This window comes from Brevibacillus brevis, from assembly GCF_022026395.1.
Classification (GTDB): domain Bacteria; phylum Bacillota; class Bacilli; order Brevibacillales; family Brevibacillaceae; genus Brevibacillus.
The window spans coordinates 1,259,660-1,285,900 of the sequence record NZ_CP041767.1 but is presented as its reverse complement, the minus strand read 5'-3'; the positions used below and the strand labels follow the sequence as shown (position 1 = coordinate 1,285,900).

The window sequence follows — 26,241 nt, the reverse complement described above, 5'->3', positions numbered from 1 at the left end:
TTCCTGTTTATAATAAAATCGATATCATCACGCTAACGAGCAGACATAAGAGCGAAACGAGATACATCAAACGAATCGTCGCGACAATGTCACTTGCCTGCAATGGTCGCTTCGCATCTCCCATTTTTGCCCGATTCGACGCAACGCCTTGGTAATAATTCAATCCCCCGAGCTGTACGCCTAGTGCGCCAGCGACTCCGGCTTCCGGCAAACCGCTGTTTGGACTCGGATGCAAATGCGCATCTCTTCTGATCATTGCCCAGCACTGTTTCCCATTCAATCGTTGCAGCCAGCTTGCGACGACGAGCAACAAAGCTGTCAAACGGGCGGGTATGTAGTTCAGTACATCGTCAAAGCGGGCAGATGCCCAGCCGAGATTCAGATACTTCTCGTTTTTATAGCCAACCATGGAGTCAAGGGTATTGGCGGCACGGTACGCCATTGCCAACGGCGCTCCCCCAATCGCTGCGTAAATTAGCGGAGAGACGATCGCATCGACGATGTTTTCCGCCACGGTTTCCACCGCTCCCCGACATACTTCCGGTTCATCTAGCCGCTCTGTATCACGTCCGACTACCATGGACAAGGAGCGTCTCGCCGCTTCCATATCCCCAGCCATAAGATGACGGGCAATCTCCATCCCGGCATCGGCCAAGCCTTTTGTCGCGATCGTCGTGGAAATCAACCAGGCACCCAAGATCCAGGCAAGCACCGGATGGATGAACGTCGCTCCCCACAAAAGCAGCCAAACAACAGCGTAGCTGCCGCCAACGATCACGACCGGGAACAGGACTCCTGCCAGCTTCAAATGCGACTCCTCTTTGACCAGAGAACGTATGACCCGCTCCAATCGTGTAATCCACCAGCCCATGATGATCACTGGATGCGGCAGGCTCCGGGGGTCTCCTACCACCCGATCAATCAAGTAGGCCGCGCATAATATCCATACTTCTGTCATGTTGTCCCTCTCTTACTCTTCAGGGGTTATCGCATCCAATTCTGCCCTTCCGCATCCAAGCATTCCGTTACCAGAGCCTTACCATGCTTAAGGCCCTCGACCTGCCAATATCGGTCGGGATTGTTTTCGAGCCACGCGGCCTGGAACCAGCGGATTACGCCGCCATGTGTGACGATGACGACTGTATTGGATGCCTCCTCCTTGCCCACTCTCTCCAACAAAGAACGTAGCCAACGATCCACGCGCATCCCCAGCTCTTCCAGACTCTCCCCACGTGGAGGTCGATTTCGAAAAGGATCGTCGTACCATCTCGTTGCCCGCACAGGGTCCAACTGCATCAGCTCATCGTACGTCATCAGTTCCCACTCGCCAAAAGACAGCTCTCTCAAGGCTGGTTCCGAAATAACCGATAGCCCCACCATAGCTGCGAGCGGTTCGGCAGTCTGCCTGCATCTGAGCAGGTCACTCGAGTAAATCGCAGCGGGTCGTCCGATGAGCACTGATAATTCCTTGGCCAAATCACTCGCGTGCAGATGCCCGCGCTCATTTAAAGGAACGTCGCTATGTCCCAAATATCGATGCTCACGATTGCTGTCTGTCTCCCCGTGACGTATCCAAACCAGTTTCATAACCACCAGCTCCCGACTAACACCAGCAGAACGACCGCTTCACTGCTTTCGATAACAGCCCCGTAGCAGTCTCCGTTTAGTCCGCCCAGTTTTTTTGCAACCGAGCGTGAAAACAGTAGAGCGAACAACAGCGACAGGAAAATAGCTGTCATGACCTGCAAGCCCCCAAGATACCAACCTGCGGCAAACACGACGATGTAGCTCACGATGATAGCGGAAACGGAAAGCCCAGCACTGATGCCTTTTCCGATTCCTTTGTCCGCCGAAAGATATGGCCAGAGCTTGATCGACAAAAGCACATGTGTCCGCGCTGCCACTGGTGCTACGATCAAAAAGCTGCCCCATCCCGGATGTGCGAGCTCTGCGACTGCACCCGCCTTCATCAGCAAAAGCATAATCGCAGCAAGAACCCCCATTGCACCTACGCGGCTGTCCTTCATAATTGCAAGCACTTGCTCTCGCGGTCTACTACTGCCAAGACCGTCCGCGAGGTCCATCCACCCATCCATATGAAGACCACCAGTCACGTAGACCCATGCGACTAGCGTCAGAATAGCGGCGATCCACGGACTAAACAACACCAGTCCCGCTTGATGCACACCCCATAGCAGTAAACCGATGACGAGACCAACTGCGGGATACCAGTTGACGCTTCTTCTCCACGCCTCCTCGGAAGGACGAAGCCACGGAACCGGAATACGCGTAAAAAACGAGATCGCGTGTAAAAATGCATTCATCCTTTGATCCTCCACGGTATCCCTGACAAAACCGCGTAGACGGCGTCCGCTTGTCGCGCACTTCTCTGATTGACATCCCCCAGAACATCCGCGAACCATCTGCCCAAACGACTCAAGGCTACACCGCCCAATCCGACCTCGCTTGTGACAGCAATGACTTTTTGCGGGGAATTCTGAACGAGGGACAGCCATGCCTCCGCCTCTTGCAACAGGGCTTGCGTGTGTGAAGCACTTCTCCATTCCGCCTCATCCACGCTCATTAATCGATTACTCACCCAGGTGGACAGACAATCGATCAACACCACATCATACTGCTCACGAAATGCGTAGTAATCGGTTAAGCGCTCTCCTACCTCTACACAGCCCCATTCCAGCGGACGACGTGCTTGATGCAGCTCGATTCTCTGCTTCATTTCATCATCCCAAGCCTTGCCTGTCGCCACGTACAGGACTCGACTGCTCAGCTTCATTGCAAGCTCTTCCGCGTAGCGGCTTTTTCCTGAACGGACACCGCCTGTTACCAGCACCAAGCTCATCGCTGTTCACTTCCTTCCGCATGAGCTTCGCGAAGCGCTTCCATAAGTCGTTCATTTTCCTCTCGTCCACGCACTGCGATTCTCACATCATGTGCCGTCAAACCGGGATACATCGCACAGTTGCGGATCAGAACGCCTTTTTTGCCGAGCCGTGCCTGCAATTGTTCGGCTGACAATCCTTCTGGCGAGCGCAGTAGCAAAAAATTTGCCTCCGAAGGCCATACCTGCCAGCCCAACTCACTTCGGATGCTATCAGTTAAATACGCACGTTCTACTTTTATGAGCCTGCGCGTCTGTTCCTCGTATCCCTGCTCCTGCAAGCACAGTTCGCCTGCCAAAAGGGCCAGTGCATTCACGCTCCAGCTCACTTGCTTTTGGCGCATTTTCGCAATGACATCCGGGTGCGCAATCGCATAGCCCAGGCGCAATCCCGGGATCGCGTACATTTTCGTCATCGACCGCATCAAAATCACACGGGGAAAGTGGTCCAGCTGCGTCGCCAATGTATACTGCCGCTCTTCCTCTACAAAATCGAGGAAAGCCTCATCCACGATGAGCCACGTATTGGTCTCTTTCGTCCATTCCGCCATTTGGCGTAGCTCATCCGGCTGATACAGAATTCCTGTCGGATTGTTTGGTGACCCGACAAATACGAGATCACACTGCGTAAAAAGCGTGTACAGCTCGGCAGGATCGGGCTTGTACCCGTTCGCTTCCTTCCCGAAGCAGCCAATGACACGGGCTCCATACTGCTCGGAAAGTTGCGCGTATTCCGAAAAGCAAGGATATACTACTCCAACTGTTTGCGGCGAAAGACCGAGGATGGCCAGTGCCATCGCCTCCGCTGCACCATTGGCAGGCAGCAACCATTCCTCCGGCACTTGCAGCCGTCTCGCCAGTGCCCGACGAAACACACGATGTCCAGGGTCTGGGTAATGCGTAACAGCAGCCAACGAAGCCAGCAGCATCTCACGGACGCTCGCTGGCATCCCCAGCGGATTAATATTGGCACTGTAATCCAGAAACTGCCCGGGCTCTCGACCAAAGCGCTGCGCTGCGGTCAGCAAGTCTCCGCCATGACCATACGTCTCTATTACACCTGCGCTTGTCAAAATTCTACCCCCAGCACAGCTGGAATCCCTTCATCGTAGTAATGCTTGATTGGCTTCATCTCTGTCACCAAATCTGCGATGTCCAAAATCTCCTGCTTTGCTGCCCGTCCCGTAATCACGAGGTGGATATGACTTGGCCTGTTTTGAATCGCTTCCAACACATCGGACAATGGCAACACATCGTCAATCGGGAAGCGGTCAATCGCCAATGCATTATTCAGCTCATCCAGAATAACGACATCGTACGCTCCGGAAGAGAGCTTCTCGCTCGCAAACGCCCAAGCTTCTTTCAATGCCTGACGATGCTCCTCCGGTGTCTTCGTCCAGGTGAAGCCGACGCCCATTTGCACGATTTCAATGCCCAATTTATCGAAAATAATCTTTTCTCCGTATGTACGCTCTGGAGACTTGATGAATTGAACCATCAGCACCTTTTTCCCGCGCCCTGTTGCCCGCACAGCCAATCCGACTGCTGCCGTTGTTTTTCCTTTGCCGTCTCCTGTGTAAACGAGGGTCAAGCCCCGCTTCTTATCGTTTTTCTCCATCGTGACCACCTCAAAAAGTGACGTATTTTACTCCGCTGTTCCATCCATACTTTCCGAAGCAACAAAACGGTCATGACCGTTTTGTTGACCGCAAGCGGTCGCATCCACTTTTGTGAAAAACGTCGAGACGTTTTTCACAGAAAAAAAGCGCTCTGTTTCCCCCAGTACGTAAGGAAAAACAAAGCGCGGATAGCTGAAAAGCAACAATCCTCACCTCTTCCTTTGACCCGAAGGAAATCAGTGTAAACATAAAACAGGCAGGTCTCCTGGCTTGAGGATCATCGCTTTTCTTCTCCTTCCCGCTCCCGGATGGGCAGTGGATGGCATGGTGCCTTGAAGAATAGCTACTCTCTTACAGTGGCGGGACCGCGTTGGCTTTTCACCAAACTTCCCTTTTAACCTTGCTCCTGCGAATCGGTTTCGCAAAAACAAGGACCTGTTTCTCTTCCATATGTAAATGTCATTCGTTTCGTTGACAAGCACTTGCTTTAATAATAGCAAAAGCTACCGAGGATTCAAGCAAAAGCTGCCGATTCCTCGCAGGTGCCTATTGGCAGAAAATTTAAGATAATTCTCATTTACTTACCTAAAAATTTTCGTTACCCTATTGGCAAAGCTATCGAAAGGGTTGTGTAGTCATGCTATTTCCTCCGATTCCAAAAATACCGGACACGCTCCTGCCTAACCCACTACCAATCAAGGAATGCGGCGAACCGATGATCCCCCTCTCTTCTCTTACGGAGAAAATCACGGTCTATCCAGCCTACTACCACGAAGGCTATGCAGGAACACAGCCAGAAGCTTTTTTGCGAGAAGGGGCAGCACGCAGGCTCGCCACGGCAGCCGCCCAACTGCCCGTAGGCTACAAACTCGTCGTGCTGGACGGCTGGCGCTCGTTCGAGGTACAGGCATCGTTGTATGAACGTTTTCGTGAAGCCTTGCTTTTACAAGGCTGGCAGGAAGGACCTGCACTCACGGAAGAATTGAGCAAATTCGTCGCATATCCAACAACAGACCTCTCCAAGCCGTCCCCTCACCTATCCGGTGGCGCAGTCGATCTGACTATCGCAGGACCTGATGGCTGGCTGGAGATGGGAACAGACTTCGATGATTTCAGTGACAGGGCTGATACTCGCCATTATGAAGAGCTCGTACAGCCTACCCCAAAAGACATCGAGATTCGCGACAATCGACGATTGCTCTATCATTTGATGACCGCTGCCGGATTCGTCAACTATCCGCAGGAGTGGTGGCATTTTGAGTATGGTACGCGCACTTGGGGACAAAAAACGCAGCAAGAGCCGATCTATGGCGGTGTCTTGTCGATGTAACCACAAATACTCAAGTATTCAGCCGATAAAGGCATGAGCCCGGTCGATACCGTACTCATGCCCAGATGGCCGCTCACTCCTCAATAAATTCCTGTACCTTTTAGGTCACTGGTATTTCAGAAGATGCTGCTGAAATCAAAAGGCTTTTGTTGTATTCAGGTGACAATACAATATTTGTATAAGTTCCGCGACCAGACACATAGTGATAGGAATGCTCGACCCCTGCTGGGATAAAAATAGCTGCTGGACTCTCAACAGTCTTCTCTTCATCACCGAGTTGAACATGACACACCAGCCCAGTGCCATCAGGTGCATCTCCCCAAAAGAGGAAGGCACTGTCACAATGATGCGCATGTCTGTCTACATGTTTTTCAGGAATACCGGACAAATCGCATAGTCCAAACATCCTTTGGATCACATAGAATGAGGCTCGCTCATCAACACGCGAATCCATCATAACCCAGCGTATCCCTGGACCGTCACGATGATACTGTAGCTCTGAAGCACCTTTGGGAAACGGCTTTCCTACCTGTAAGGAAACAGGTAGCTTTGGACTTCCTATTGGAGGCCGCTTTTCTTCGAGAAGCCGTGTTCTTCCAATTGTTTCGGGAGGAAATGGCTCATACGCTTTGGAATTTCTCTTTACGGCTTGGACATGGTAAGCCGATGTATGCGTAAAGGCATTTTGCCCGGTGATAGGGCGCAATTCGTCCGGCCTATACCCTGTCGTCAAACGTATCGCTTGTACAAGTTCGGGAATTCTATCCAAAGAATAGCGATGATCATTTCGCAGCTTTTGCAACGCAGCAGTAAGCTGGATCAAGTCAGTAATGCCTGCTCTTTCACCGATCCCTAAAATTGTCGTATCAATGACAGAAGCTCCTGCATCAATAGCCGCCAGCGCATTCGCTTGAGCAAAACCGAAATCATTATGAAGATGAACTTCAATTTCGCATCCAAGCTCCTCAATGGCACGAGTTACGATTCTTTTGCATGTATCAGGCTCCCATATCCCGACAGTATCTGCCAGACTAATCCGATCTGCGCCTGCCTGCAAAGCGATATGACCTAATCTGGCAATCTTCTCCCACTCTGTCCTTGAAGCGTCTTCAATCGTGAATCTAACCTTTAAGTCAAGCTTTTTTGCTTCGATAACAGCTTGTCTGACTTTCTCTTGTATGTCACTTTCCTGGTGATGGCTGAATTTTGTTTGGATAGACACATCATTAATAGAAGCCCATATACCCACCCAGTCGGCTTTGGCCCGCTTTGCTGCATGTACTTCTTCAACAGTAGCTCTCGCATGCATTAATATTTGCGCTCGCCTTGCTGATTGCGCCACTTTTCGGCAGATTTCTTCATCCAGGGCAGAAATTCCAGGGTGGCCCACTTCTATGAGGTTTATTTGATAGCTTTCCAAGAGATGCAGTATGCGAATCTTGTCTTCGCATGTGAAGCGAACGCCTGCTTGCTGCTCTCCTTCTCGCAGTGTTGCATCCAAAATTTGAAACGGCTTCATATCCAGCACATCCTCACCGGTTTACTTACTTTTTCAGGAATTCGTCTGTTTCACGCAAGAGCTGATCACGATTTTTTTCATACAAAACCCAATGTGTGGCATCTTTGATAACCACTTCTTGTTTTGCCGATGCCTTGGTCAGCTTATGGAAGAGGGACTTATCGGCAAAAAAGTCCATATCTCCTCGAATGATTAACACTGGCGTCGTAATTTTCGCTGCATCAAAAATGGGTCTGTCCGTCCAGATATAGTACAGATCTACTAGCGGTCCCATTGGACGGCGGATGGATTGTTCAGATTGCTTGCTGCTGTTAGGATCAGCGTTGACGAAGACCTTGGATACAGCATTCATTGCCTCATCAGAAACCAGATCACGTTTATCTAGCATCATGTGCCAATGGTGCATGGCCTTGTCAAACTGGACAACCTGATACGCTGGTAATTGGGGATTAATTTCACCTGGCTTCCCTTTTGCTTCAAATGGAGTTGCCATCAAAGGCAAGGAAAAACCATGCATAACACCATAAAGCACGAGTTTTCCAATATCATCGGAATGTTCAGTCGCGTACATTCCTGCAACAACTCCACCCCATGACCATCCTACGATACTGATTTTATCCACTTGTCGGGTTTTCTTTATGTGCTGGACGACAGCCTCCAGATCTTTTACCGCCTCAGTAGCACGGACGACAGGAGCATTCTTTACAGGTGGTTGATCCATTTCAACTGGTCGGGTAGAATGCCCAAACCCTCGGAAGTCCATCGCCCAAGTGTCGTAGCCTTGCTTTGCATATTCCTCCATCCAGGAGAATCCCGGAACATCGAAAGCTTCGGCAGTAGGTACACTAAACGGTTCAAGAAACAACACAACCTCTTTGCTGGCGAACTTTTCCTTGTTTTTGGCACTCATATGCCTCACATATAAGGAGACGTCCTGATCGATGCTTGGCACTTTCAGTTCTTCCGTTACGATCTCACTGGTTGATTCCACCACTGATTGAGCTTGTGTTGTACTATTTTGATGGGGGGAATCAGGAGTTGAACACCCTTGAACAAGCAGCCCTAAAGATATGACTAGTATAAGAAAATGATTTTTCATTTGATGATTGAGATTCATAGTTTGGCACTTCTTTCAAAGTAGATTTAGAGGGCGCTATAAATTGAAGATTCTTGACAGCAACGCAATGCATCCAGCTGCAATGATTAAGCCTGCGGGCAGCCCATTTGACAGTAGCACGGCCAAAAGTGTTCCAATTGTTACGCCTATGAAAACAACCGGTTGATCTGGCAAAATACTTAAGCCTTTTCCCCCGACATAAGAGATGATAAAACCTGCCAAAATGGCTATCGTTGCTTTCCAACTGACCATTTCCTTACCAAGGGAGATGAAATCATATTTTCCTTTGGCAATCGGAATCAACAAGAATACCATTAGACAAAACAGACCCACATGGAAAATTGGTTTTTGGATTGCATCCATGACAGGCACTGCTTTTAGCAGAGATAATCCGAGCAGCAAGAGGGAAGCGTAGACGAGAACCAGATCCTTTGCCACTACTGACAAGAGGACGATTACCAGTAGGATAATGGTCGTATGCAACATAGGAGTCCTTTATAGTAGCGTGTTATCCCAGCTTCCCTCTGCCGGGGCTTCCACCTGTACCATTTGGACGGAAGCTAAATTGACTTTGATTAGTTTGGGAGCAACGGCTGGCAATAGGTCTGGTCTCTGAATGATTAGTTTGAATGCCTCAAAGCTAGCCAATACGCCGACGATATTCGCTACAGGAGCAAGCACTGCCCATGGAGCCTCTCTTTTTACATAGGCATCTGCCCATTCAGGCAAAGCGCCTTGCGATACGGAATACTTTGCACGCTCGTCTTTGATCTGACTAATTTTTTCACGCATCTCTGGTGTGAGAGGCTGTTGATAAGAAGGATGTCTCATGGCGACCTCATAGGGCAAGGAGTCCGGGGTCATGCACATGACTCCTCCACGGAAAGGTGGTGTTACCGCAATCCAGATGGAGGGAATACCCAGATCGGCAGCTGTTCGATGGATGATTACCCGTGCAACGAGATTATCCGTAGCATCTACAATCACATCTGTATCACCCAGCAGATCATGTGCATTTTCTTCGGTAACAAACTCCCTTGTTACCTTTACTTCCAGCTCTGGATTGATATCGTGAAGTATTTCCTTCGCTACTTCCGCCTTGGGAGAGTTAATTTTGCTGACAAAGCTGAGCATTTGTCGATTGAGATTGCTTTCCTCAAACGAGTCTTGATCGATGACATGAAGCTTCCCTACACCCATCCGGGCGAGTTGAATTAATGTGATTCCGCCCACGCCACCTGCACCTACCACCGTTACTCTAGCATTTCGCAGTTTGGCTTGCTCCTCACTCGTAATGATTCCAAAATTGCGGGTAAAACTATTGTTATATGATTGGCTATTTTCTATCAATGACACACAATCATCTCCTCTGTTCTTTCAAAATCGTTATAGCGTTGCGTAATCCCACGTTCCATCAGGGGGTGTTGTCACTTTTACCGGTGTGTCCGTATCTAGATTAATGAGAACTCCTTTGGGTGCACGTGCCAACGGTTCTCTGCCTGTCAAGATTTGCACGGCTTCATGAAAGCTGAAAAGCGATATGAGATGAGCGCGAACTGGTGTAATAATCCAGCCAGCCTTCCCCTCACAAAAATCCTCTGCCCATTCCTTTGGAGCTCCTTCTTTGACAGAGTGCCAGGCCCTGGCTTTTTTTATGTCAGCAATCTCTTGGCGTAACGCTTCATTGGTCAACTTTTCCCCTGCTCCTGGGATGTTCAATGCTGTTTCGTACGAGATGCCGTCTGGAAAAAAGGAAGAGACAAACCCTCGGGTTGGGGGGCTCCCTGACATGCCCACGCTTGGTATGCCCAGCTCACGCGCGGTGCGGTGGATGATGACGCGGGAGGGTATATCGTCTACTGCTTCAATCACTAGATCGTGCCCTTTCATCAGTTCAAGCACATTGTCTTCATCAACATTTGCCTGGACGCATCGAACCGATATGTATGGGTTGATGGATTGAAGAACTTCTTCCGCCGTGGCTGCTTTTGATTTACCCAATGAATGTACCGTAGCCAGCATCTGACGATTGATGTTAGAAACCTCGAATTCATCAGGATCTACTCCGGTGACATGCCCGATCCCCATGCGGGCGCAAAGAATCGCTTCCATTCCCCCGACCCCACCGAGTCCAAATATGATGATCTTTCCTTCCTTTAAGCGTTTTTGTTCCTCAGTGGTATACACCCCAATATTTTTCTTGACCATTTCCCAATAAAAGGAATCCGCTTCCAATTTTTCTTCCTCCTCTTTTCAAATTCAATTATCCATTTACATTTGACATTATAGAGTTCCAGTTACTAGCAAAAAAATAGCTCGTTCTGACTATTAATTGGGTTTTATTTGAAATTTTCATGAACATAGGAGAAAAATTTTTAGCTAGAATAGACAAAATGAAAAGGCTTGAGTCCGGTACAATACCGAACCCAAGCCTTACACTCCCCTAACCTTACTGCATAAAATCCGCCATGATGATCTCCGTATCAAACGGCGTAATCCCTTCCTCCAAGGAAAATACCGTATCTGCTTCTTCCGCTTGGTCAGTCAGCGTCCCTCTCGCCTGTGCATGAAGCATGAACAACTCATGCAGGGTAGGCTTCACCAACGAGGTGAGCGCTCTTCCCATCAGCTCCACCCCTCCGGCATTGGACTCCACATTGTTGGCAAAACGCGGATCGGAATTCAGGGCGATATCCGTCCAAATCACTTTTCTCTCCACAAGATCCAGAATGACCGGGATACAAATCCGTGTGTTTGCGGCGAGATCAATCTTGTCTTGTACCGTCTGCGGCTCGAAAATTTCTCCTGTCTGTGGCGCTGACCGAATCATCCAGCCGGCAAAGCATTCAGGCAAATCGCAATAAGGTTGACTCGTAAACGAATACAGGTTCATAACGACATATCGACCGCCATAGCGGATGACAGAATCCATGTCGATGTCGATGAACTCGCACGCGCCTTTGGGAGCCTCTACAATATCCCCGCTATGGCACGCTTGATACTTGTCGGAACGCAGATTGGTATAAGAAATATGCTCCATGTACTTCCAGTCTGCGTTATAGAGCACGGCAGACAAATCGATATCGACTCTGCCTGTAGGGACATCGTTGACGATCCCTTCCCTCCACCACAGGAAAAAGCGAATCGTTCCTCCATCCGGGATCGATAGTCGGGAGCCGCGTGCAATCGTGCGCAGTGCTTTGCTGGCAGATCGCATCGAAAACGGAACGAGATGCTCCTGCAGCCGCGGATCGATATAGACGTTGCCCAGCGACGGCAATTGGGCAAAACGGTTCAACAACGATGTCCGGCAAATATCCGCTGCCTTCTGTCTGATGTCCTCTTGCAAGCCTGGCACCCGGTTTTCGATTGCCTTTACTTTCGCCACTTGCCCTTTCGGAAAAAAGGTCCGCCATTCACCGTAGCTGTTCCGTTTGTCGAAGTGATTCATGACCTGCAAAAGAACTGGAGTCGATACACCATCCGCAATTTTCTCGAAGGCAGAAAGGACTGGACTCCCCTCCTCCGTCACACGCAGCAAATGATCCAGACGACGGGCAAATTCCCCAGGACGCTGTTCAAGCAGCTTGATCGCCGTATTCACATCTGCACGGACCAGCGCCTGCTCTACTTGGCTGTTGAACGTTTCGACCTTGTGATTGTTTCGCAAAATATCGAATGCTTCGGCCGCTTTCGGATAGCGATCCTTATATTCAAAAGGATGCAAGATTTCCCCGAGACGAATCCATCTGTTTTTGTAACGATTCATATCTTCTACGATATTCGAGCTGGCTTCCAGCAGGCTAAGGAGCAGTCTTCGTTCCCCGCGTTTAAACTTGCGAAATTTCGCAGGCTCCGCCAAGCTCACATCCCCATCAGACAGCGCCACCGCCAGACGCAATACATCTGTCGCGGTCTTGCAATAGTGGGCAAAAAAAGTTGCGGGAAGCTTGTCATACTTCAGCAACAAGCTCGCAGCGATTGCCACGTTTTCCTTTTGCGGAATCTCTGCTGGCAGTGCTTCTGCAATTCCTTCATAGCTCTGTATCAAGCCCTCCAGGTCTTCCTTGTCGGTAGCGGACAGCGAGCTATTGGAGCGCAGCAAATTCATTCCTATCTGAAGCAACTCTTCATCTGTGCCCAAATGAATCAGCTTCAGGCGAGATTCTCTCAGCAAGGGCAAACGTTTTTTCACTTCGTGCACAGGCAGGTCCAACGTCAAATAATGAATGATCGCATTTACAAACAGCTCACCCTCGCCAGCCTCCATGACTTGCTTGGGAAAATTCGGATACATCGGCTTGTACTGACGGGATGCCCCGATCTTGACTTTTAGCACAGCTACCACATCCGAATAGAGCGCGAAAAACTCTCCTTCCGACAGCGTGCGGATTCTTTCTAGCAATTCCAGTGAAAAAGTATAGCCCAAGCTCTCTATATTACGCAAAGCCGCAGCTAAATAAGAGGTAGGCAGTTGATGCTGCCCCAGATGTACGATGATTTTATTTTTCCTACGGAGGTAAATTTGATTTTTCATTGGCATCACGAAAAAAATCAGGAAAGCAGTACCCCTAATGATGAACCAAACCTTTTGCTTAGAAGGAAGGTGTACAATAGCCTGATTTTTTATTCCCTTTTGTAATTTTTAACCATCTTACTTCAATTTTGTCAGATGGTAAAGCTCTCTTTAGGAACGAGACATAAATCCGTCCCCGGACCTAATTCGATTTCATTCCGCTGCCCGTTATTCTGTATTCTTCCTCCCTGTAAAGTGAGTAGCAGAGTACCAAAACTTTACAGGAGGGAGAATTCCATTCATGAATCCATCTGTTATGAAAAGTCATACTGCACCCCCTTTCTTTCAAGGGGAGAAATGGTTAGTGTATACCGGCTTGCTCGGCTTCTTGCTCGCTGCGCTATGCGCAATCTGGGTCATGCTGTACGGAGATCCCGTCGCTCCTAATGGCGATGTCTCGAAAGCGTTTTCCTTTAATGCCGCACTCGGAATATTTTTATTAACGACAGCCGCCATCATTCCGTTATCTGCCCTGGGCACGCGAAGTAGAGCTTTCTTTCGCTGGTCTTATATCCTGCTTGCTTTATACTCTTACGGAGCGGAAACGGTACAAAACTTCCGCGGCGTGGACCCGAGGTTCGTCAAAAATGGCACACCCTTCGATGTTGCTGTCGGTTCCATTTTTACTTTTGTGGCTCTTCTCCTGGTCCTTTTTTATGTATTCATTGCCATTCAGTTTTTCCGTAGAAAAGCTTATTCCCTACACCCAGAGCTGGCCGTTGGCATCCGCTATGCCATGATTGCGATTATGCTATCGTTTGCGGCAGGTCTCTGGATTTCATTCAACGATGGTCGAGTGGTTGGACAGGAAGGGAATATCATTTGGCTCCACGGCATTGGCTTTCATGCTCTGCAAGCAGTACCTTTTGTCGCTTGGTTAGCGGAACGTAAAAAACATGTGTCCAATGCTCGTACTGGATTCATCCATCTCGCCGGTATCGCCTACTTGTTCGGTTTAGCTGCAATTGGCTGGCAAACCTATCTCGGTCGAGCCGTTTTGGAAATGTCCGTATTTCCGATTCTCGCCGCCTTCTGTTTCTTGGTCGCCTTCTATCCAATCGTTTTCTTCCTTCTCCAAAAGAACGATGCAAAAAAACTCCACAACACTTTTGATATTCCGAACTAATTGATTCTTCTTATCATTCGTGATACTTTGTTACCAGGACCTGACATACGGTAACAGAAACGAGGAGATCGATTTATGACAGCACGTATTGGACTTCCTGCACCTGATTTTACGATGGACACCGTGACGTTTGACAACGGATTTCCCCTGCCAAAGAGCTTGGTTGACTATCGTGGAAAATGGCTTCTTTTGTTCTTTTATCCGTTTGACTTTTCGAAAGTATGCCCGACAGAGATCCTCAGCCTGAACCGTCGGATCAAGGAGTTCGCGGATTTGAATGTCGAAGTGCTTGGCATTAGCGGCGACAGCATACATACACACAAAGCATGGATGAGATCGAGCGACGGCATCGGTCCACTCTCGTTCCCCCTCGCTTCGGATTACAGCAAAGAAGCGACCATGGCATACGGTGTGCTGGACGAAGCAACCAAAGCGCCGCTGCGCGGCAGCTTCATCATCGATCCAGAAGGCATCCTGCAATACGCAGTCATCTCCAATTCCAAGGTTGGCAGAAGTGTAGATGAAACGCTCCGTGTGATCGAAGCTCTGCAATCAGGCGGATTGTGCCCAATGGACTGGAAGCCTGGGCAAAACACGATATCCTAATCGATAGACAGAAACAAAGGCCGCATGATCGCTTGTACAGGATCATACGGCCTTTTTCATTTTTTCATAGACATAAAAAAATCAGGAAAGCAGTACCCCTAATCTCAAGTTATGTTAGAAGGAAGGTGTACTATAGCCTGATTTACTCACCATACCATTATTTATCTTCTTTGTAAATACTTATCTGGACGCAGCCGGGTACGGAAACAAGTCAACCACACGTATGGTCTCCCCGCTTTCGTTGGTAAACACGACATGCTCTCTCCGAAGCTCAGTCGGACTCTCCAAGCCACATGCCGCCGCCAGCGAGAACAAGCCTTCCCTCAACTGCAAAATATAGTTCATGACACGCCACTGCTTTTCCGCCGGAACCAACGCTTCCTGGTACTTGGAATCTGTCGTAGTGACTCCTGTCGGACATTTCCCTGTATGGCATTGCATCGCCATGATGCAGCCAGTTGCAATCATGAACCCGCGCGCAGAGTTGACGCAATCCGCTCCCAATGCCATGGCGATCGCTACTTTGTCAGGAGTAACAAGCTTGCCGGAAGCAAAAATCCTGATGCGGTCCCGGACACCGAATTTCCGCATCGTATCATCAAGAATGATGAGCGCAGCGAAAAGCGGCAAGCCCATGCCATCTGCCATTGCCTTGAACATTGCGCCTGAACCGCCCTCAGAGCCGTCAACCGTAATGAAATCCGGGTAAATGGACAGCTCCAGCATTTTCTCAAAAAAATGCTCCAACCGCTTTGGATCGCCGACGACGATTTTTACTCCCACCGGCTTGCCTCCCGCCTCCTGCAAACTACCGATGAAACGCAAGGCTTCATCCGGATTGCTGAGGAACTCGAAGCGGTTCGGTGAATTGACTGTTTGTCCCACAGGTACCAGCCTTGCTGCTGCGACTTTTTCCGTGACCTTGGCGCCCTCGAGGTGCCCTCCGCGTATTTTGGCCCCTTGATGAAATTTCAGTTCGAACGCTTTGATGTTCGGGATGCTTGCCTTTTTCTTGAATTCTTCGATTGAAAACTTGCCCTTGTCATCACGGAAGCCAAACATCCCCGGTCCGATTTGCGAAATAATATCTACACCTGTTGAGAGATGAACTTCTGCAACGCCACCCTCTCCTGTATTGATCCAAGAGCCGCCTGCCATACGTGCCCCATACCCAGCGGACATGATATAGTTTTCTCCCACTGCTCCAAAGGAGGTAGCTGAAGCACCGAACATCCCTTTTAGCCGCCAGGGCTGCCTTCTGTTTTCGCCCACGACAATGACATCCTCGTCATGCAGCATCCACGGCTTAACCTCTAGTTCCTCGATAAGCTTTTCTCTTCTTGTAAACAGTCCCTCATGGGTAATCTCATACTTTTTGCCAGGGACGACTTTTTCGTTATCTACCCGCAGCTCACTCGTCAGCCTCGGGAACATCGCATTGGACAAATAGAAGCCAGGCTTCTCGTAATCGCGTTTTCCACCAAACGAGATCAGGTCGGTCCTATATTTGGCCGCATAAACCATACCGACAAAGTCAGAACGGGAGAACGGCTTCCCTTCTGTATCCGATTCAAACCAATACTGGCGAAACTCAGGCCCGAGCTTTTCCAGCAAATAACGCATCCACCCCAAAAAAGGGTGGGAACGAATAATGGAGTGCTTCGGCTGTTTAGACAGAGCGTACATATAACCGAAAAATACAATGGGTGGCAAAAGAAGGATGATGATAATGACGCATAACAGAGTAGGTACCACTTGTGCTTACCCTCCCCAAACACAATATTCTAGTAAATCATGTCAAGGATAGGATGCAACAAGTTCTCTGTTTTTAATCGTATTTCTCATCATCCTCCCGAATTTGCCCATCTACGATCAATTCCAGCTCCGTTTCAAAATTCAGCATGATCTCTACAGGCAGCTGCTCTGCAACCTCTGCCATGTCTGGAAGAAGCAGTGCATCCTCTAGTGTATCAGGCTTCGCTTCCAGCTGATTGTACCAGTCGCGGATGTGATCCATCATGCGGTAAAACGAAGCCTCAAACTGATTCGCATCGTCCTCCGCGTCGTCCTCGTGGCTCTTTTTCATCCGATCCCAATATTCCAGCGTCGTGCGCAGTGCTTTTTCTATGTTTGTATCCATTTATCGTCTCTCCTTTTCGTCTCTACCATTTAGTATGACTGCTTTGCGTGCACAATGCCACCTCAGGTGTAACCCTCTCGACCCTTCCATTTTTTCATAATCGTTGCGTTTTTTGACACGTTTTATAGCCCGGTTGAGTCATACGAAAATGAAAAGAGGCTGTTATCCTAAATGTAGCTAGCAGCCGATGATCCGGCAATAAACAAGAGAGCTCTCTAGTGGAATAGGGGAGGATGCACCCTGTCATTACGATGGAAAGATCGAAAATTATCTCTCCCGCTACTTTTCGTCTCCGTCATTTGTATCGTTGCTCTACAGCTGCCTATCACAGCCAAGGCGACGCCTGCGGATTCTGACTCCTTGCAGGCGATGATTGATCAAGCACGTCCTAACGATACCGTAACCATCCCGTATGGTTTGTACAAAGGTCCTATCCGCATTACCAAGCCGATTCAATTGGTAGCCAATGATCCCGTGAAGATCATCAATCCGACCGAGGAAGAGGCAACGCTCACGATTGAAAGCGACAATGTGAGCGTGCAAGGAATCCATATCGTGGACAAGCGAATCAACAGTGACGTAGCCGCCCTTGTCATCCGTGGCGATCAAAACTTCCTGGAAAATGTCATCGTTGAAACGAAAGGGATCGGTATTCAATTACGACAAGCAGACTACAACACGCTGCACAACGTTCAAGTCATCGGAAAAATCAAAGGTGATGGCAGCCCAACGACCAGTACAGGACATAATCACGGAGCACAGCCCGAAGTAAAGCCAAAGCAAACGGAAAAAGCGAAACGAGGAAACGGAATTGACGTGCGTGAATCGGATCATAACCGTTTCATTAAAAATCAGGTGACGAATGTCGAAGATGGCTTTTACGTCGAAAATAGCGATCGAAACCATCTGGAACAAAATCTGGTGACGAACTCGCGGTACGGCTATCACTTCATGGGTACCTCTGATACGACGGTCATCAACAACATTGGAATGGAAAATGTGACAGGCTCCCAGCTTATGGAGTCGCGCAAATTGACGGTTACCGGGAATCAATTTTTGAAACAGCAAAAAAATCCTGGTTCACAAGGAATTCTACTCATTACCGTACAGGATACGCTGATTGCCAACAACACGATTGAGGGCAACCGGGTTGGACTGTATTTAGAGCAATCATCCGGAATTACGGTCAAAAACAATTTACTCAGTCTCAACTTTATCGGCATGCAGTTTTTGTCCTCTTCTGACAACGTATTAACCGATAATCAATTTGTCTCAAACGTCATCCAAGCGCAAGCCCAGGATAGTCAGAACAACAACTTAAACAAAAACTACTGGGACAATCTGCAAGGACTCGATGTGAACGGGGATTCCCGCAGTGATTTGCCGTACGAAATGAATCCTTTTTACCTGGGTTTGACCGATGCGGTTCCTGCCTATCAGTTGTTTTTCCAAGCCCCGGGATTTGTGTTTCTGGAAGGCTTGTTTACTAGCGGAGCCGGCTCAGCAATCAAGGATGCAACTCCTTTAATGCAACCCTCGGACACTGTGCTCATTGAATCGGGGCAAACGAGCAGTTGGGGCGCAGGCATTCTTGGACTTATCTTGTTAGTAGGAAGCTGTTGGATCATTTATATAGGAGTGAGAAAATCATGAACAAAATGAAAAAATGGGGTACAACAATCGGAGCAATTCTCGGCATTAGCCTGCTTATGGTCGGCTGCGGAAGCGAAGAGCCAAAACCTGTAGATATCGCGGAAGGCGTAGACAAATGTGACCTTTGCAAAATGCATGTCCCTAACGATCACAATGCTACTGAAATCGTCTTAAAAGATGGAAAAGCACTGAAATTCGATGATCTCGGATGCATGTACAACTGGACGAAAGAGAATGGCACCGATAACGTGGCTGTACAATTTGTCCGCGATTACTACACAGCAGAATGGACAAAAGCAGAGCAAGCTACCTACGCTTACGACAAAGACTTCAAAACGCCAATGACCTATGGCATCTATTCTTTCAAAGAGAAGTCTGCTGCAGACAGCTTCGTTCAGGAACAAAAGAAAGGTATTGTCATGAGTGCGGATGAGTTGAAAAATCATAGCTGGGAAAATGGTATGAGCAAGCACATGAACAAAGACGGTCATTCTTCCGAAGGTCAACATAATGGCGGTCACGAAAGCAAGCCAGCCGATCACGGAAGCAACAGTACTGCCCCAACCACACATAACTAACAGAGGGAGTGGAGTCTTTGCACATCAATCTGATTGCCAAACGAGAAGTGAAGGTAGGCTTTCGCAATCCATGGTCCTACTCGTTTATGGCTCTGTTCTCCCTGTTTAGTTTGGGACTCTTGATCATCCAATCGCAGTCCTACATGAAGGGTTATACGTACACGACAGGTACCATGCTGAATCTGATTTTGTATTTGCTGCCACTGATGACGATGCTTCTCTCCTCTTTTTCTTTGACGGCGGAAAAAGAAGAGGGAAGCTGGCAGCTCCTCTCTACCTACTCCATGACGACCTTTTCGTTCTTGGTGGGGAAATACTTGGGACAAGCACTCGTGTTAGTCGCGATTGTCAGCTTCGGGTATGGGTTGTCTGGTGTGGCAGGCATGCTGTTAGGAAAAAGCTTTGCATTCTCGACACTTTTGTTTTTGCTCGCCTTTTCCATCTGTCTCATTCTGCTATTTTTAGGTATAGCCATGCTGATTGGCGCCATCAGTAAAAACCGTTGGCAGGCTTTGACAATGGGGGTCAGCATCTGGTTCTTCTATATTCTGGCATGGCCTACTCTTCTCATCTCTGTGCTCAGCTTCGTCCCTTATACATGGATCAAGCCCCTGCTTCAGCTCGCAACGTTTCTCAACCCAGCGGAGTTTGTACGAATCTTTTCCGTTGCCAGATTAGGCGGTGGCTCGATCTTTGGACCTGAATACTACAAATGGGTGTACTGGGCTGATTCTCCGCTTGGTGATCTCATCTTTGTCGCACTCAGTCTGCTCTGGATCAGCGCGACCTTGTTCATAGCCATCCGGGTATGGGAAAGAAGGTAATGCAATGAATATGTTAGGACTTACTATCGACCAGGTCACCAAGGAAATCAATGGAAAAACAATCGTCCACCCATTCAGTATGAACATTGAACCCGGTCAGGTCGTTGCCTTATGCGGCGGGAACGGCGCAGGAAAAAGTACGATCCTGCGGATGCTGGTCGGTATTCTCCCTCCTTCTTCGGGAACCATTCAGCTAAATGGGTTGAACTGGAACGATAATCGCGTAGAGTATCTGCAAGAAATCGGTTATATGCCAGATCACTTTACATTTTCTGCCGGACTTACCGCCAAAGAAACGCTCGAATTTTACGCTTCCCTACGCAATCGCACCGCAGAAGAGGCAGATCGCCTACTGAAAATGGTGGGACTGCATGAAGTGAGAAACAAACGGGTGTCTCAGTTCTCCAAAGGCATGCAGCAGCGTCTCCTGTTTGCCCAAGCGATATTGGCCAAGCCCGCACTCGTCGTCCTCGATGAACCGACCAACGGACTCGATCCGTATTGGATGGATGCCTTCGTCGATCTCGTGCGGGAAGTAAAGCTCGCGGGTCAATCCGTTCTCTTTACGACGCATCAGCTACAGGTGGCAGATGCTGTGGCTGATCGAGCGATTTTCTTGATGAACGGGAAAATCGTGCGTGATGGCTTGATAAAGGAGTACCAGCAGCAGTATGGGGCAATTGGTTTATATGGTGCCTTTTCCGAACTTGTGAATCAGGCAAAGGCATGAATAAAAAAACGCGGGAGCTTTGATCGTTTAGATCGGCTCCCGCGTTTTTGCTATTTATAGCGCCTTTGCTTCCATATAAAAGACAGATAAAAACTTTTTCACACTAATCCGGCACTTCGTCGTTTTTTCGCCCGCCTCCAGTTCTTGCATCCGTTGGCGAATTTCTTGAAAGTCAAACAGTCTTGGTGCAAAGTGTTCAAAGGTCGGGTTGGCATAATCGGTCAAGCCTAATGAGGAAAGATGCGTAAAGGCTTGCAGGACCATCCGGCGAATCCGTTGTTCCATGGCACGCACCTCTTTGGTAATTCCATGCTCATCCAAGCTGGCATGTACCTTCAGCAGAATTTGTGTGTACAGTTCCTTGAGCTGCAATTCGTGCAGCTTGTCTCCTTGTCGCTCATCCTGTTCGAGCCATTCCATGATCAATAACAGATCAGGAGCACCAGCTTCACTCGCAATCCCTAGCTGCAACAGCAGTTTTCTCGCTTTTTGAGCAAGGATGTCCTGATCGGACGACTGACTTTTCAAGCCGCTGGTATGCGGTTCTTTTGCTTTGACGTCCAGAATTTGCAAGGATTTGCGGATCGTTTGCAGAGAGGCTTCCAGCGACAAGTAATCCGATACCCGTTTCAGTACAGCCATCACTTCGAGGCGGTTGATCGGCTTTTGAATAAAGGTATCAATCCCTTGCAAATAAGCCTCCCCGATCATTTCCTTGTTCTCTACCTGTGACACCATAATGAAGCGGCCCGCGAAGCCATCTGCCTGCAACTTTTTGATCGTTTGAATGCCATCAAGCCCCGGCATCAACAAGTCGATCAAAATGACATCGACCCCATATAGCTGATCAATCGATACGTGACTGCCGTCGCTGGCTTGTCCTACAATTTCTCCCAACCCGCTGTCTTGAATAATCCGTTCGAGCATGCGGCGCACTACCGCATCGTCTTCAATTAAAAAGAAACGTATCATACCTTACACTCCCTCCTTTCCGAGCAATTGGTCGGTCGGAATTTGCACTTCTAAATGCGTCATTTGCTTCTGATCAGGTAAAATACGCAAGCTTCCTTGCAGGCTTTGGACAATTCCGCGGGCATGCGTCAGTCCAATTCCGGTAGAGGCATTTCCCTGTTCATCGTATTTCGTCGTATACCCGGGCTGAAACACCCATTCCTGTTCTTCCAGCGGGATTCCCGGACCACTGTCAAGTACACTGAACACCAGATGACGATGAATCAGTTTTACATTCAGCTCAATCCTTCCCGACGTGGGAATCGCCTCTACTGCATTGGCTACCAGGTTGTTTAGCACGGAGAGCAGCGCATAGATTTGGCTGGTAGACAGGCTGACGTTACAGCTCCACTCGATCCGAATATCCTTTCCCAACATCTCTGCGTATTTCTGATTCGCCCGAGCAACCAACTCACACAGTTCTTTGATCGGCAGCTGTGGTGCCAGTCCCTCCTGATTGATCAGCTTGGAAATGCCCGCCAGCATCCGTTGTGAATCTTTTTTCACTTCATGCACATTCTCGGCAATCGTCAAGGCCGTCGGGGATTCCGTATGATCCGAGGTGAGCAAACGCCTGTAAAGCTGGTAGCTCTCGCGCGTGATTTCCTCCAGATGCGTCATCGATTTGCGCAAGTAAAAGGCTTCTTCATACAGCTCCGTATTGATCATCCGCAGACGCTCCAACTCTTGCTGACGCACCTCTCCCACAGCCCGCAACTGCCTGATCGAAAAGCTATTGTACAAGCCGACAGCAAAAAAGCTGCGCAAGACCCCAAAGAAGAGGAGCATCAAAAAGCTCTGCCAAGTAATCGGCGGAAAATCAGTGAAATACTGTCGTACCTGAATCTCTACCACATTGGAGATAAAATCAATGGATGCACCTATCAACCCCAACCATAGAGGGAACTCGCGATATCTACGTGCGCGGAGCAAATAAAACAGAACGGTAAAGCTGAAATAGTAAAAGGCGGAGGGAAGATGCGCAGCCACACTCTCCATGTATGGACGGTACGCAAAAAAGACATCCATTACGACGCGAAATCCGAAGATAAACGTCCCTGTAAAAAATCCCGTCAACAATACAGGTACGGACGAAAACCACAGCAATCCAAAAAAGAAAGCAGCGATGCCCAAGGAAAAACGAAAAGACCCTCCTACGGGGTTTACCTTCATCTCTCCAAAAAAAGCAGTTGCCAGCATGATAATAAACAGGATCAAAAGGCGTTCTCGCATAGCTGCTCCTTTCATACGGAAAAAGATCTCCTATTCTTATTTTACTAAGAATCGGAGATCTGCAAAGATAAAACGCTTAAGCGTGCTTGTTTTCCAGTCGCTTGGAGACGACTGACAACGCGTAGTTGACGACAAAGTACATCACTGCCACCATCAGGAAGGTCGGGATGACGTAGTTGACATTGCGTCCGTTGATGATTTGCGCATGGTTCATCAGCTCAGGCAAAGCGATTACGACAGCCAGCGACGTATCCTTCAAGAGCGAAATGAATTGGCTCACAATCGGCGGAACCATTCTTCTGAGAGCCTGTGGCAGGACAACATGCCACAGTGTCTGGACATAATTCAGACCAGAAGAACGTGCAGCTTCAATCTGTCCTTTTTCGACCGAATTTAAACCGCTTCGTACGATTTCCGACAACATCGCTGCTTCGAAAATAACCAACGCCAGAACAGCGGCCCAAAACTTGTCCAGCTTGAATCCCACTTCCGGGAGAGCAAAATACGTAAAGAAAATAATCAACAAGAGCGGCAAATTGCGAATCAGCTCTACGATTGTCCCGAGAACTTGTGAGACTCCAGGAATTTTTGCGTAACGCAAAACCCCTACGATAATCGCAATAGTAAAGCTGAAGACAATTGACAAGAAAGCAACCTGCAAGGTGACCCAAAAGCCTTCGAGCAGGAAGGTCAAATGACTGGGCGCATAAGCTCCGGTAAAGTCCATGATGTCCCCTCCTTCTTAGCGGCTTCCAGCCAAGCGTCGCTCCAAATAACTGACGAACGCGCTCAACGGAAGGGTCAGAATCAGATAGAAAACAGCTACAAAAATGTACACATCAAAGGTAACAAACGTGTCAGCGGAAATCAGATCCCCAAAATACATCAGGTCAAGACCTGCAATCACACCTAATACTGAGGAGTTTTTTACGAGATTGATAAACTGGTTGCCCATCGGCGGGATCACGACCTTGATCGCTTGCGGCAAAATGATATAGCGCATCGTTTGTCCATACGTCAATCCCGAGGAACGAGCGGCTTCTGTCTGTCCTTTTGGAATCGCCAGAATGCCTGCGCGGATCGTCTCCGCGATAAATGCTGCCGTATACACTGTCAAGCCAAGCGTACCTGCAATAAAAGGCTCCAGCACGATACCAATTGCCGGTAGACCCACAAAAAAGAGGAACACGACGAGAATCAACGGGATATTACGCACAAACTCAACATAAGCCGTAGCGATCCACTTGAGTGGTCGAATCGGAGAAATCCGAAAGATCGCAAAGAGCGTCCCCAGTGCAAAGCTCCCGACGAGAGCAAGCAGGCTCGCCTGCAAGGTGTTCCAAAAGCCTTCGAGATACATATCCATGTGATCAAACAAGATAGAAAAATCGATCATCTCTTATGCGATCCTCCTTGTATGCAAAATTCAGTTGGGGATATAAGGGAATGAGCGGCAGAGTAAACCGCTCATTCTTTATGGAGTCGAACCGCATTATTTTTTAGGTTTTGTTCCGATCCATTTTTCATAAATCTTGTCGTATTCACCGTTTTCTTTCATTTCTTTCAGCAAATCGTTCACTGTTTTCACGAATTCAGCGTCACCCTTGCTGATTGCAATACCGTATGGCTCTTCCGTGAAGGTTTCTTCTGTTACACGGTAGTTCGGATCTTGCTTCGCCATACCGTACAGGAGAGCGTTATCAGTTGTCAGCGCGTCACCTTGACCAGCTTTGAGTGCTGTGAAGGCTTCCGCGTAGTTTTCGAATTCCAGTACTTCTACGTCAGGAGCACTCGCTCTGATGTTTTTTGCAGAAGTAGAACCTTTTGCGGTCACGATTTTCATGCCTTTTTGCATGTCTTTCAGACCGTTGATTGAGCTGTCCTTTTTCACCAGGAAAGATTGACCCGCCAGGAAGTACACGTCAGAGAAGTCTACTTCTTTTTTACGGTCTTCCGTAATGGTCATCGTTGCGATGATCGCGTCAATTTCTCCGTTTTTCAGCATCGGGATACGTGTTTTGGAGGTTACTTCCTTCAGCTCGATTTTGTTTTCGTCCCCAAGCACTTTCTTCGCAATTGCCTTCGCAATATCGATATCGAAGCCTTCTACATTTCCGGTTGCCGGATCTTTCAAGCCGAACAAGTTCAGGTCGTACTTCACTCCGACTACGAATTTGTCTCTTTCTTTGATTTTTGCCAATGTGCCTGTACCTGCTGCAGCTGGTGTACCTTTTGCACCGCCTTCTGTTGCACTACCCCCACCACAGCCTGCCAACGCAGTTGCACTCAGCATGAGTACGAGACCCATACCTGCTACTTTTTTCCACAGCTTGTTTGCTTTCATCTGAATTCCCCTTTTCTCTATCGTTTTATTTTTTAGTGATTCAAAATCCGGCTCAAGAACAAACGCGCACGCTCTTCACGCGGACTTGCGAAAAACTCCTCTGGTGTAGAATCTTCGAGAATCGTTCCCTGATCCATAAACACGATGCGGTCTGCCACTTCGCGGGCAAAGCCCATTTCATGCGTTACGACTACCATCGTCATGCCTTCCTTCGCCAGCTTCTTCATGACGTCGAGCACTTCGCCGATTGTCTCGGGGTCCAGTGCAGAGGTCGGTTCGTCAAACAGCATGATTTTTGGTCGCATGGCCAGTCCGCGTGCGATTGCGACGCGTTGCTGTTGACCACCAGATAGTTGCGTTGGGAACATTTCTGCCTTTTCCGGAATCCCTACCTTTTCCAAATAGTAGAGAGCCGTTTCTTCGGCTTCCTTCTGCGATACGCCCAGTACCTTGGTTGGTGCCAGCGTAATGTTTTGCAGTACGGTCTTGTGCGGATATAGATTGAAGTGTTGGAACACCATGCCGATGTCCCGACGCAGCTTGTTGATATCGGTGTTTTTATCGTTCACTTTCACCCCGTCTACCACCAGTTCTCCGCTTGTAACCGTTTCCAATCTGTTGATGCAGCGAACCATCGTGCTTTTACCCGATCCTGACGGGCCAATGACCACGACGACTTCTCCCTGGTTGATATGCAGGTTGATGTTCTTGAGGACATGAAAGCTTCCGTAATGTTTATTTACTTGATGAAAACTGATCAACCTTAAATCCCCCCTGCTCTATGTCTTATTTTGTATACTAATGTCGAACTACTCAAAACTACTGAAAAAGACAAAGAAAAGTTTTTCTGTTTACAATTTTCTAATAACACACAATAAAAAAACAAAGTGAACCTACCAGTCGAATGGGAGCCAATATACCATGTAAGACCTGAAT

Annotated in this window: 28 protein-coding genes and 1 riboswitch; of the genes, 7 read left to right on the top strand and 21 right to left on the bottom strand. The window is 48.5% G+C overall.

Annotated elements, in window-relative coordinates; translation table 11 throughout:
* Positions 1–7: 7 nt before the first annotated feature.
* The 7 genes from cbiB to FO446_RS06605 are packed head-to-tail and all read right to left on the bottom strand — an operon-like array spanning position 8 to position 4,721.
* Positions 8–958, bottom strand: coding sequence for an adenosylcobinamide-phosphate synthase CbiB (gene cbiB, locus FO446_RS06635; RefSeq protein WP_237900144.1), 951 nt, complete (start codon positions 956–958; stop codon positions 8–10).
* A gap of 26 nt (positions 959–984) precedes the next feature.
* Positions 985–1,587 carry a histidine phosphatase family protein gene (locus FO446_RS06630; protein WP_173608973.1) on the bottom strand — a complete coding sequence of 201 codons (603 nt, stop codon included), beginning with the start codon at positions 1,585–1,587 and terminating at the stop codon, positions 985–987.
* Positions 1,584–2,324 carry an adenosylcobinamide-GDP ribazoletransferase gene (cobS, locus tag FO446_RS06625; RefSeq protein WP_173608974.1) on the bottom strand — a complete coding sequence of 247 codons (741 nt, stop codon included), beginning with the start codon at positions 2,322–2,324 and terminating at the stop codon, positions 1,584–1,586. The genes FO446_RS06630 and cobS overlap by 4 nt, the downstream gene beginning before the upstream one ends.
* A complete protein-coding gene (cobU, locus tag FO446_RS06620; protein WP_173608975.1) occupies positions 2,321–2,860 on the bottom strand; it encodes a bifunctional adenosylcobinamide kinase/adenosylcobinamide-phosphate guanylyltransferase in 540 nt (179 codons plus the stop codon). The genes cobS and cobU overlap by 4 nt, the downstream gene beginning before the upstream one ends.
* On the bottom strand, positions 2,857–3,972 hold the full coding sequence (gene cobD, locus FO446_RS06615) for a threonine-phosphate decarboxylase CobD (RefSeq protein ID WP_221867500.1): 1,116 nt from the start codon (positions 3,970–3,972) through the stop codon (positions 2,857–2,859). The genes cobU and cobD overlap by 4 nt, the downstream gene beginning before the upstream one ends.
* Positions 3,969–4,517: a cob(I)yrinic acid a,c-diamide adenosyltransferase gene (gene cobO / locus FO446_RS06610; protein ID WP_017247397.1), complete on the bottom strand. Its 549-nt coding sequence runs from the start codon at positions 4,515–4,517 to the stop codon at positions 3,969–3,971. Before cobO ends, cobD begins: the two co-directional genes overlap by 4 nt.
* Before the next feature lie 27 nt (positions 4,518–4,544).
* The gene (locus FO446_RS06605) at positions 4,545–4,721 is read right to left on the bottom strand and encodes a hypothetical protein (protein ID WP_232773622.1); all 177 of its coding nucleotides are present in this window, start codon (positions 4,719–4,721) and stop codon (positions 4,545–4,547) included.
* Between the two features lie 34 nt (positions 4,722–4,755).
* Positions 4,756–4,972: riboswitch (cobalamin riboswitch) on the bottom strand.
* 183 nt (positions 4,973–5,155) lie between these two features.
* Between FO446_RS06605 and FO446_RS06600 the strand changes: the two genes are divergently transcribed.
* Positions 5,156–5,848, top strand: coding sequence for a M15 family metallopeptidase (locus FO446_RS06600; protein WP_237900142.1), 693 nt, complete (start codon positions 5,156–5,158; stop codon positions 5,846–5,848).
* A gap of 100 nt (positions 5,849–5,948) precedes the next feature.
* On the opposite strand, the gene FO446_RS06595 is transcribed toward FO446_RS06600, so the two are convergent.
* From FO446_RS06595 to FO446_RS06570, 6 genes are all read right to left on the bottom strand, one after another.
* Complete coding sequence (locus tag FO446_RS06595; protein WP_237900140.1) at positions 5,949–7,367, bottom strand: LeuA family protein; 1,419 nt, start codon at positions 7,365–7,367, stop codon at positions 5,949–5,951.
* 25 nt (positions 7,368–7,392) lie between these two features.
* Complete coding sequence (locus FO446_RS06590) at positions 7,393–8,484, bottom strand: alpha/beta hydrolase (protein ID WP_173608979.1); 1,092 nt, start codon at positions 8,482–8,484, stop codon at positions 7,393–7,395.
* 36 nt (positions 8,485–8,520) lie between these two features.
* Positions 8,521–8,970: a DUF441 family protein gene (locus tag FO446_RS06585; protein WP_237900138.1), complete on the bottom strand. Its 450-nt coding sequence runs from the start codon at positions 8,968–8,970 to the stop codon at positions 8,521–8,523.
* Between the two features lie 9 nt (positions 8,971–8,979).
* The gene (locus FO446_RS06580; RefSeq protein WP_173608981.1) at positions 8,980–9,840 is read right to left on the bottom strand and encodes a HesA/MoeB/ThiF family protein; all 861 of its coding nucleotides are present in this window, start codon (positions 9,838–9,840) and stop codon (positions 8,980–8,982) included.
* A 30-nt stretch (positions 9,841–9,870) separates the two neighbouring features.
* Positions 9,871–10,719: a HesA/MoeB/ThiF family protein gene (locus FO446_RS06575; RefSeq protein ID WP_173608982.1), complete on the bottom strand. Its 849-nt coding sequence runs from the start codon at positions 10,717–10,719 to the stop codon at positions 9,871–9,873.
* Between the two features lie 214 nt (positions 10,720–10,933).
* Entirely contained in the window at positions 10,934–13,021 is a 2,088-nt protein-coding gene (locus tag FO446_RS06570) for a hypothetical protein (protein ID WP_237900136.1), read from the bottom strand.
* Between the two features lie 280 nt (positions 13,022–13,301).
* Here FO446_RS06570 and FO446_RS06565 point away from each other — a divergent pair, with 280 nt between their 5' ends.
* Positions 13,302–14,186, top strand: coding sequence for a hypothetical protein (locus FO446_RS06565; RefSeq protein WP_237900134.1), 885 nt, complete (start codon positions 13,302–13,304; stop codon positions 14,184–14,186).
* Between the two features lie 75 nt (positions 14,187–14,261).
* Complete coding sequence (locus tag FO446_RS06560; RefSeq protein WP_173620130.1) at positions 14,262–14,792, top strand: peroxiredoxin; 531 nt, start codon at positions 14,262–14,264, stop codon at positions 14,790–14,792.
* 180 nt (positions 14,793–14,972) lie between these two features.
* Here the strand turns inward: FO446_RS06560 and FO446_RS06555 are convergent, their stop codons facing one another.
* Together FO446_RS06555 and FO446_RS06550 are read right to left on the bottom strand one after the other, a co-directional pair.
* A complete protein-coding gene (locus FO446_RS06555; protein WP_221867495.1) occupies positions 14,973–16,547 on the bottom strand; it encodes an FMN-binding glutamate synthase family protein in 1,575 nt (524 codons plus the stop codon).
* A 73-nt stretch (positions 16,548–16,620) separates the two neighbouring features.
* On the bottom strand, positions 16,621–16,932 hold the full coding sequence (locus tag FO446_RS06550; protein WP_173608987.1) for a hypothetical protein: 312 nt from the start codon (positions 16,930–16,932) through the stop codon (positions 16,621–16,623).
* 360 nt (positions 16,933–17,292) lie between these two features.
* On the opposite strand from FO446_RS06550, the gene FO446_RS06545 reads away from it, so the two are divergent.
* The 4 genes from FO446_RS06545 to FO446_RS06530 are packed head-to-tail and all read left to right on the top strand — an operon-like array spanning position 17,293 to position 20,717.
* On the top strand, positions 17,293–18,585 hold the full coding sequence (locus tag FO446_RS06545) for a right-handed parallel beta-helix repeat-containing protein (protein WP_221867493.1): 1,293 nt from the start codon (positions 17,293–17,295) through the stop codon (positions 18,583–18,585).
* Entirely contained in the window at positions 18,582–19,163 is a 582-nt protein-coding gene (locus tag FO446_RS06540) for a nitrous oxide reductase accessory protein NosL (RefSeq protein WP_173608989.1), read from the top strand. Before FO446_RS06545 ends, FO446_RS06540 begins: the two co-directional genes overlap by 4 nt.
* A 17-nt stretch (positions 19,164–19,180) precedes the next feature.
* Positions 19,181–19,987 (top strand): ABC transporter permease, encoded by an 807-nt coding sequence (locus FO446_RS06535; protein ID WP_064201759.1) that lies wholly within the window; start codon positions 19,181–19,183, stop codon positions 19,985–19,987.
* 4 nt (positions 19,988–19,991) lie between these two features.
* Positions 19,992–20,717, top strand: a complete 726-nt coding sequence (locus FO446_RS06530) for an ABC transporter ATP-binding protein (RefSeq protein ID WP_173608990.1) — start codon at positions 19,992–19,994, stop codon at positions 20,715–20,717.
* A gap of 54 nt (positions 20,718–20,771) precedes the next feature.
* Here FO446_RS06530 and FO446_RS06525 read toward each other — a convergent pair whose 3' ends face one another.
* From FO446_RS06525 to FO446_RS06500, 6 genes are all read right to left on the bottom strand, one after another.
* A complete protein-coding gene (locus FO446_RS06525; RefSeq protein WP_173608991.1) occupies positions 20,772–21,689 on the bottom strand; it encodes a response regulator in 918 nt (305 codons plus the stop codon).
* 3 nt (positions 21,690–21,692) lie between these two features.
* On the bottom strand, positions 21,693–22,961 hold the full coding sequence (locus FO446_RS06520; protein WP_173609146.1) for a sensor histidine kinase: 1,269 nt from the start codon (positions 22,959–22,961) through the stop codon (positions 21,693–21,695).
* A gap of 76 nt (positions 22,962–23,037) precedes the next feature.
* Positions 23,038–23,688 carry an amino acid ABC transporter permease gene (locus FO446_RS06515; protein ID WP_173608992.1) on the bottom strand — a complete coding sequence of 217 codons (651 nt, stop codon included), beginning with the start codon at positions 23,686–23,688 and terminating at the stop codon, positions 23,038–23,040.
* Between the two features lie 15 nt (positions 23,689–23,703).
* Complete coding sequence (locus tag FO446_RS06510; protein ID WP_088906220.1) at positions 23,704–24,357, bottom strand: amino acid ABC transporter permease; 654 nt, start codon at positions 24,355–24,357, stop codon at positions 23,704–23,706.
* A gap of 96 nt (positions 24,358–24,453) precedes the next feature.
* Positions 24,454–25,305 carry a transporter substrate-binding domain-containing protein gene (locus FO446_RS06505; protein ID WP_173608993.1) on the bottom strand — a complete coding sequence of 284 codons (852 nt, stop codon included), beginning with the start codon at positions 25,303–25,305 and terminating at the stop codon, positions 24,454–24,456.
* Positions 25,306–25,337: 32 nt separating this feature from the next.
* Positions 25,338–26,066, bottom strand: a complete 729-nt coding sequence (locus FO446_RS06500) for an amino acid ABC transporter ATP-binding protein (protein ID WP_007715956.1) — start codon at positions 26,064–26,066, stop codon at positions 25,338–25,340.
* Positions 26,067–26,241: the final 175 nt, after the last annotated feature.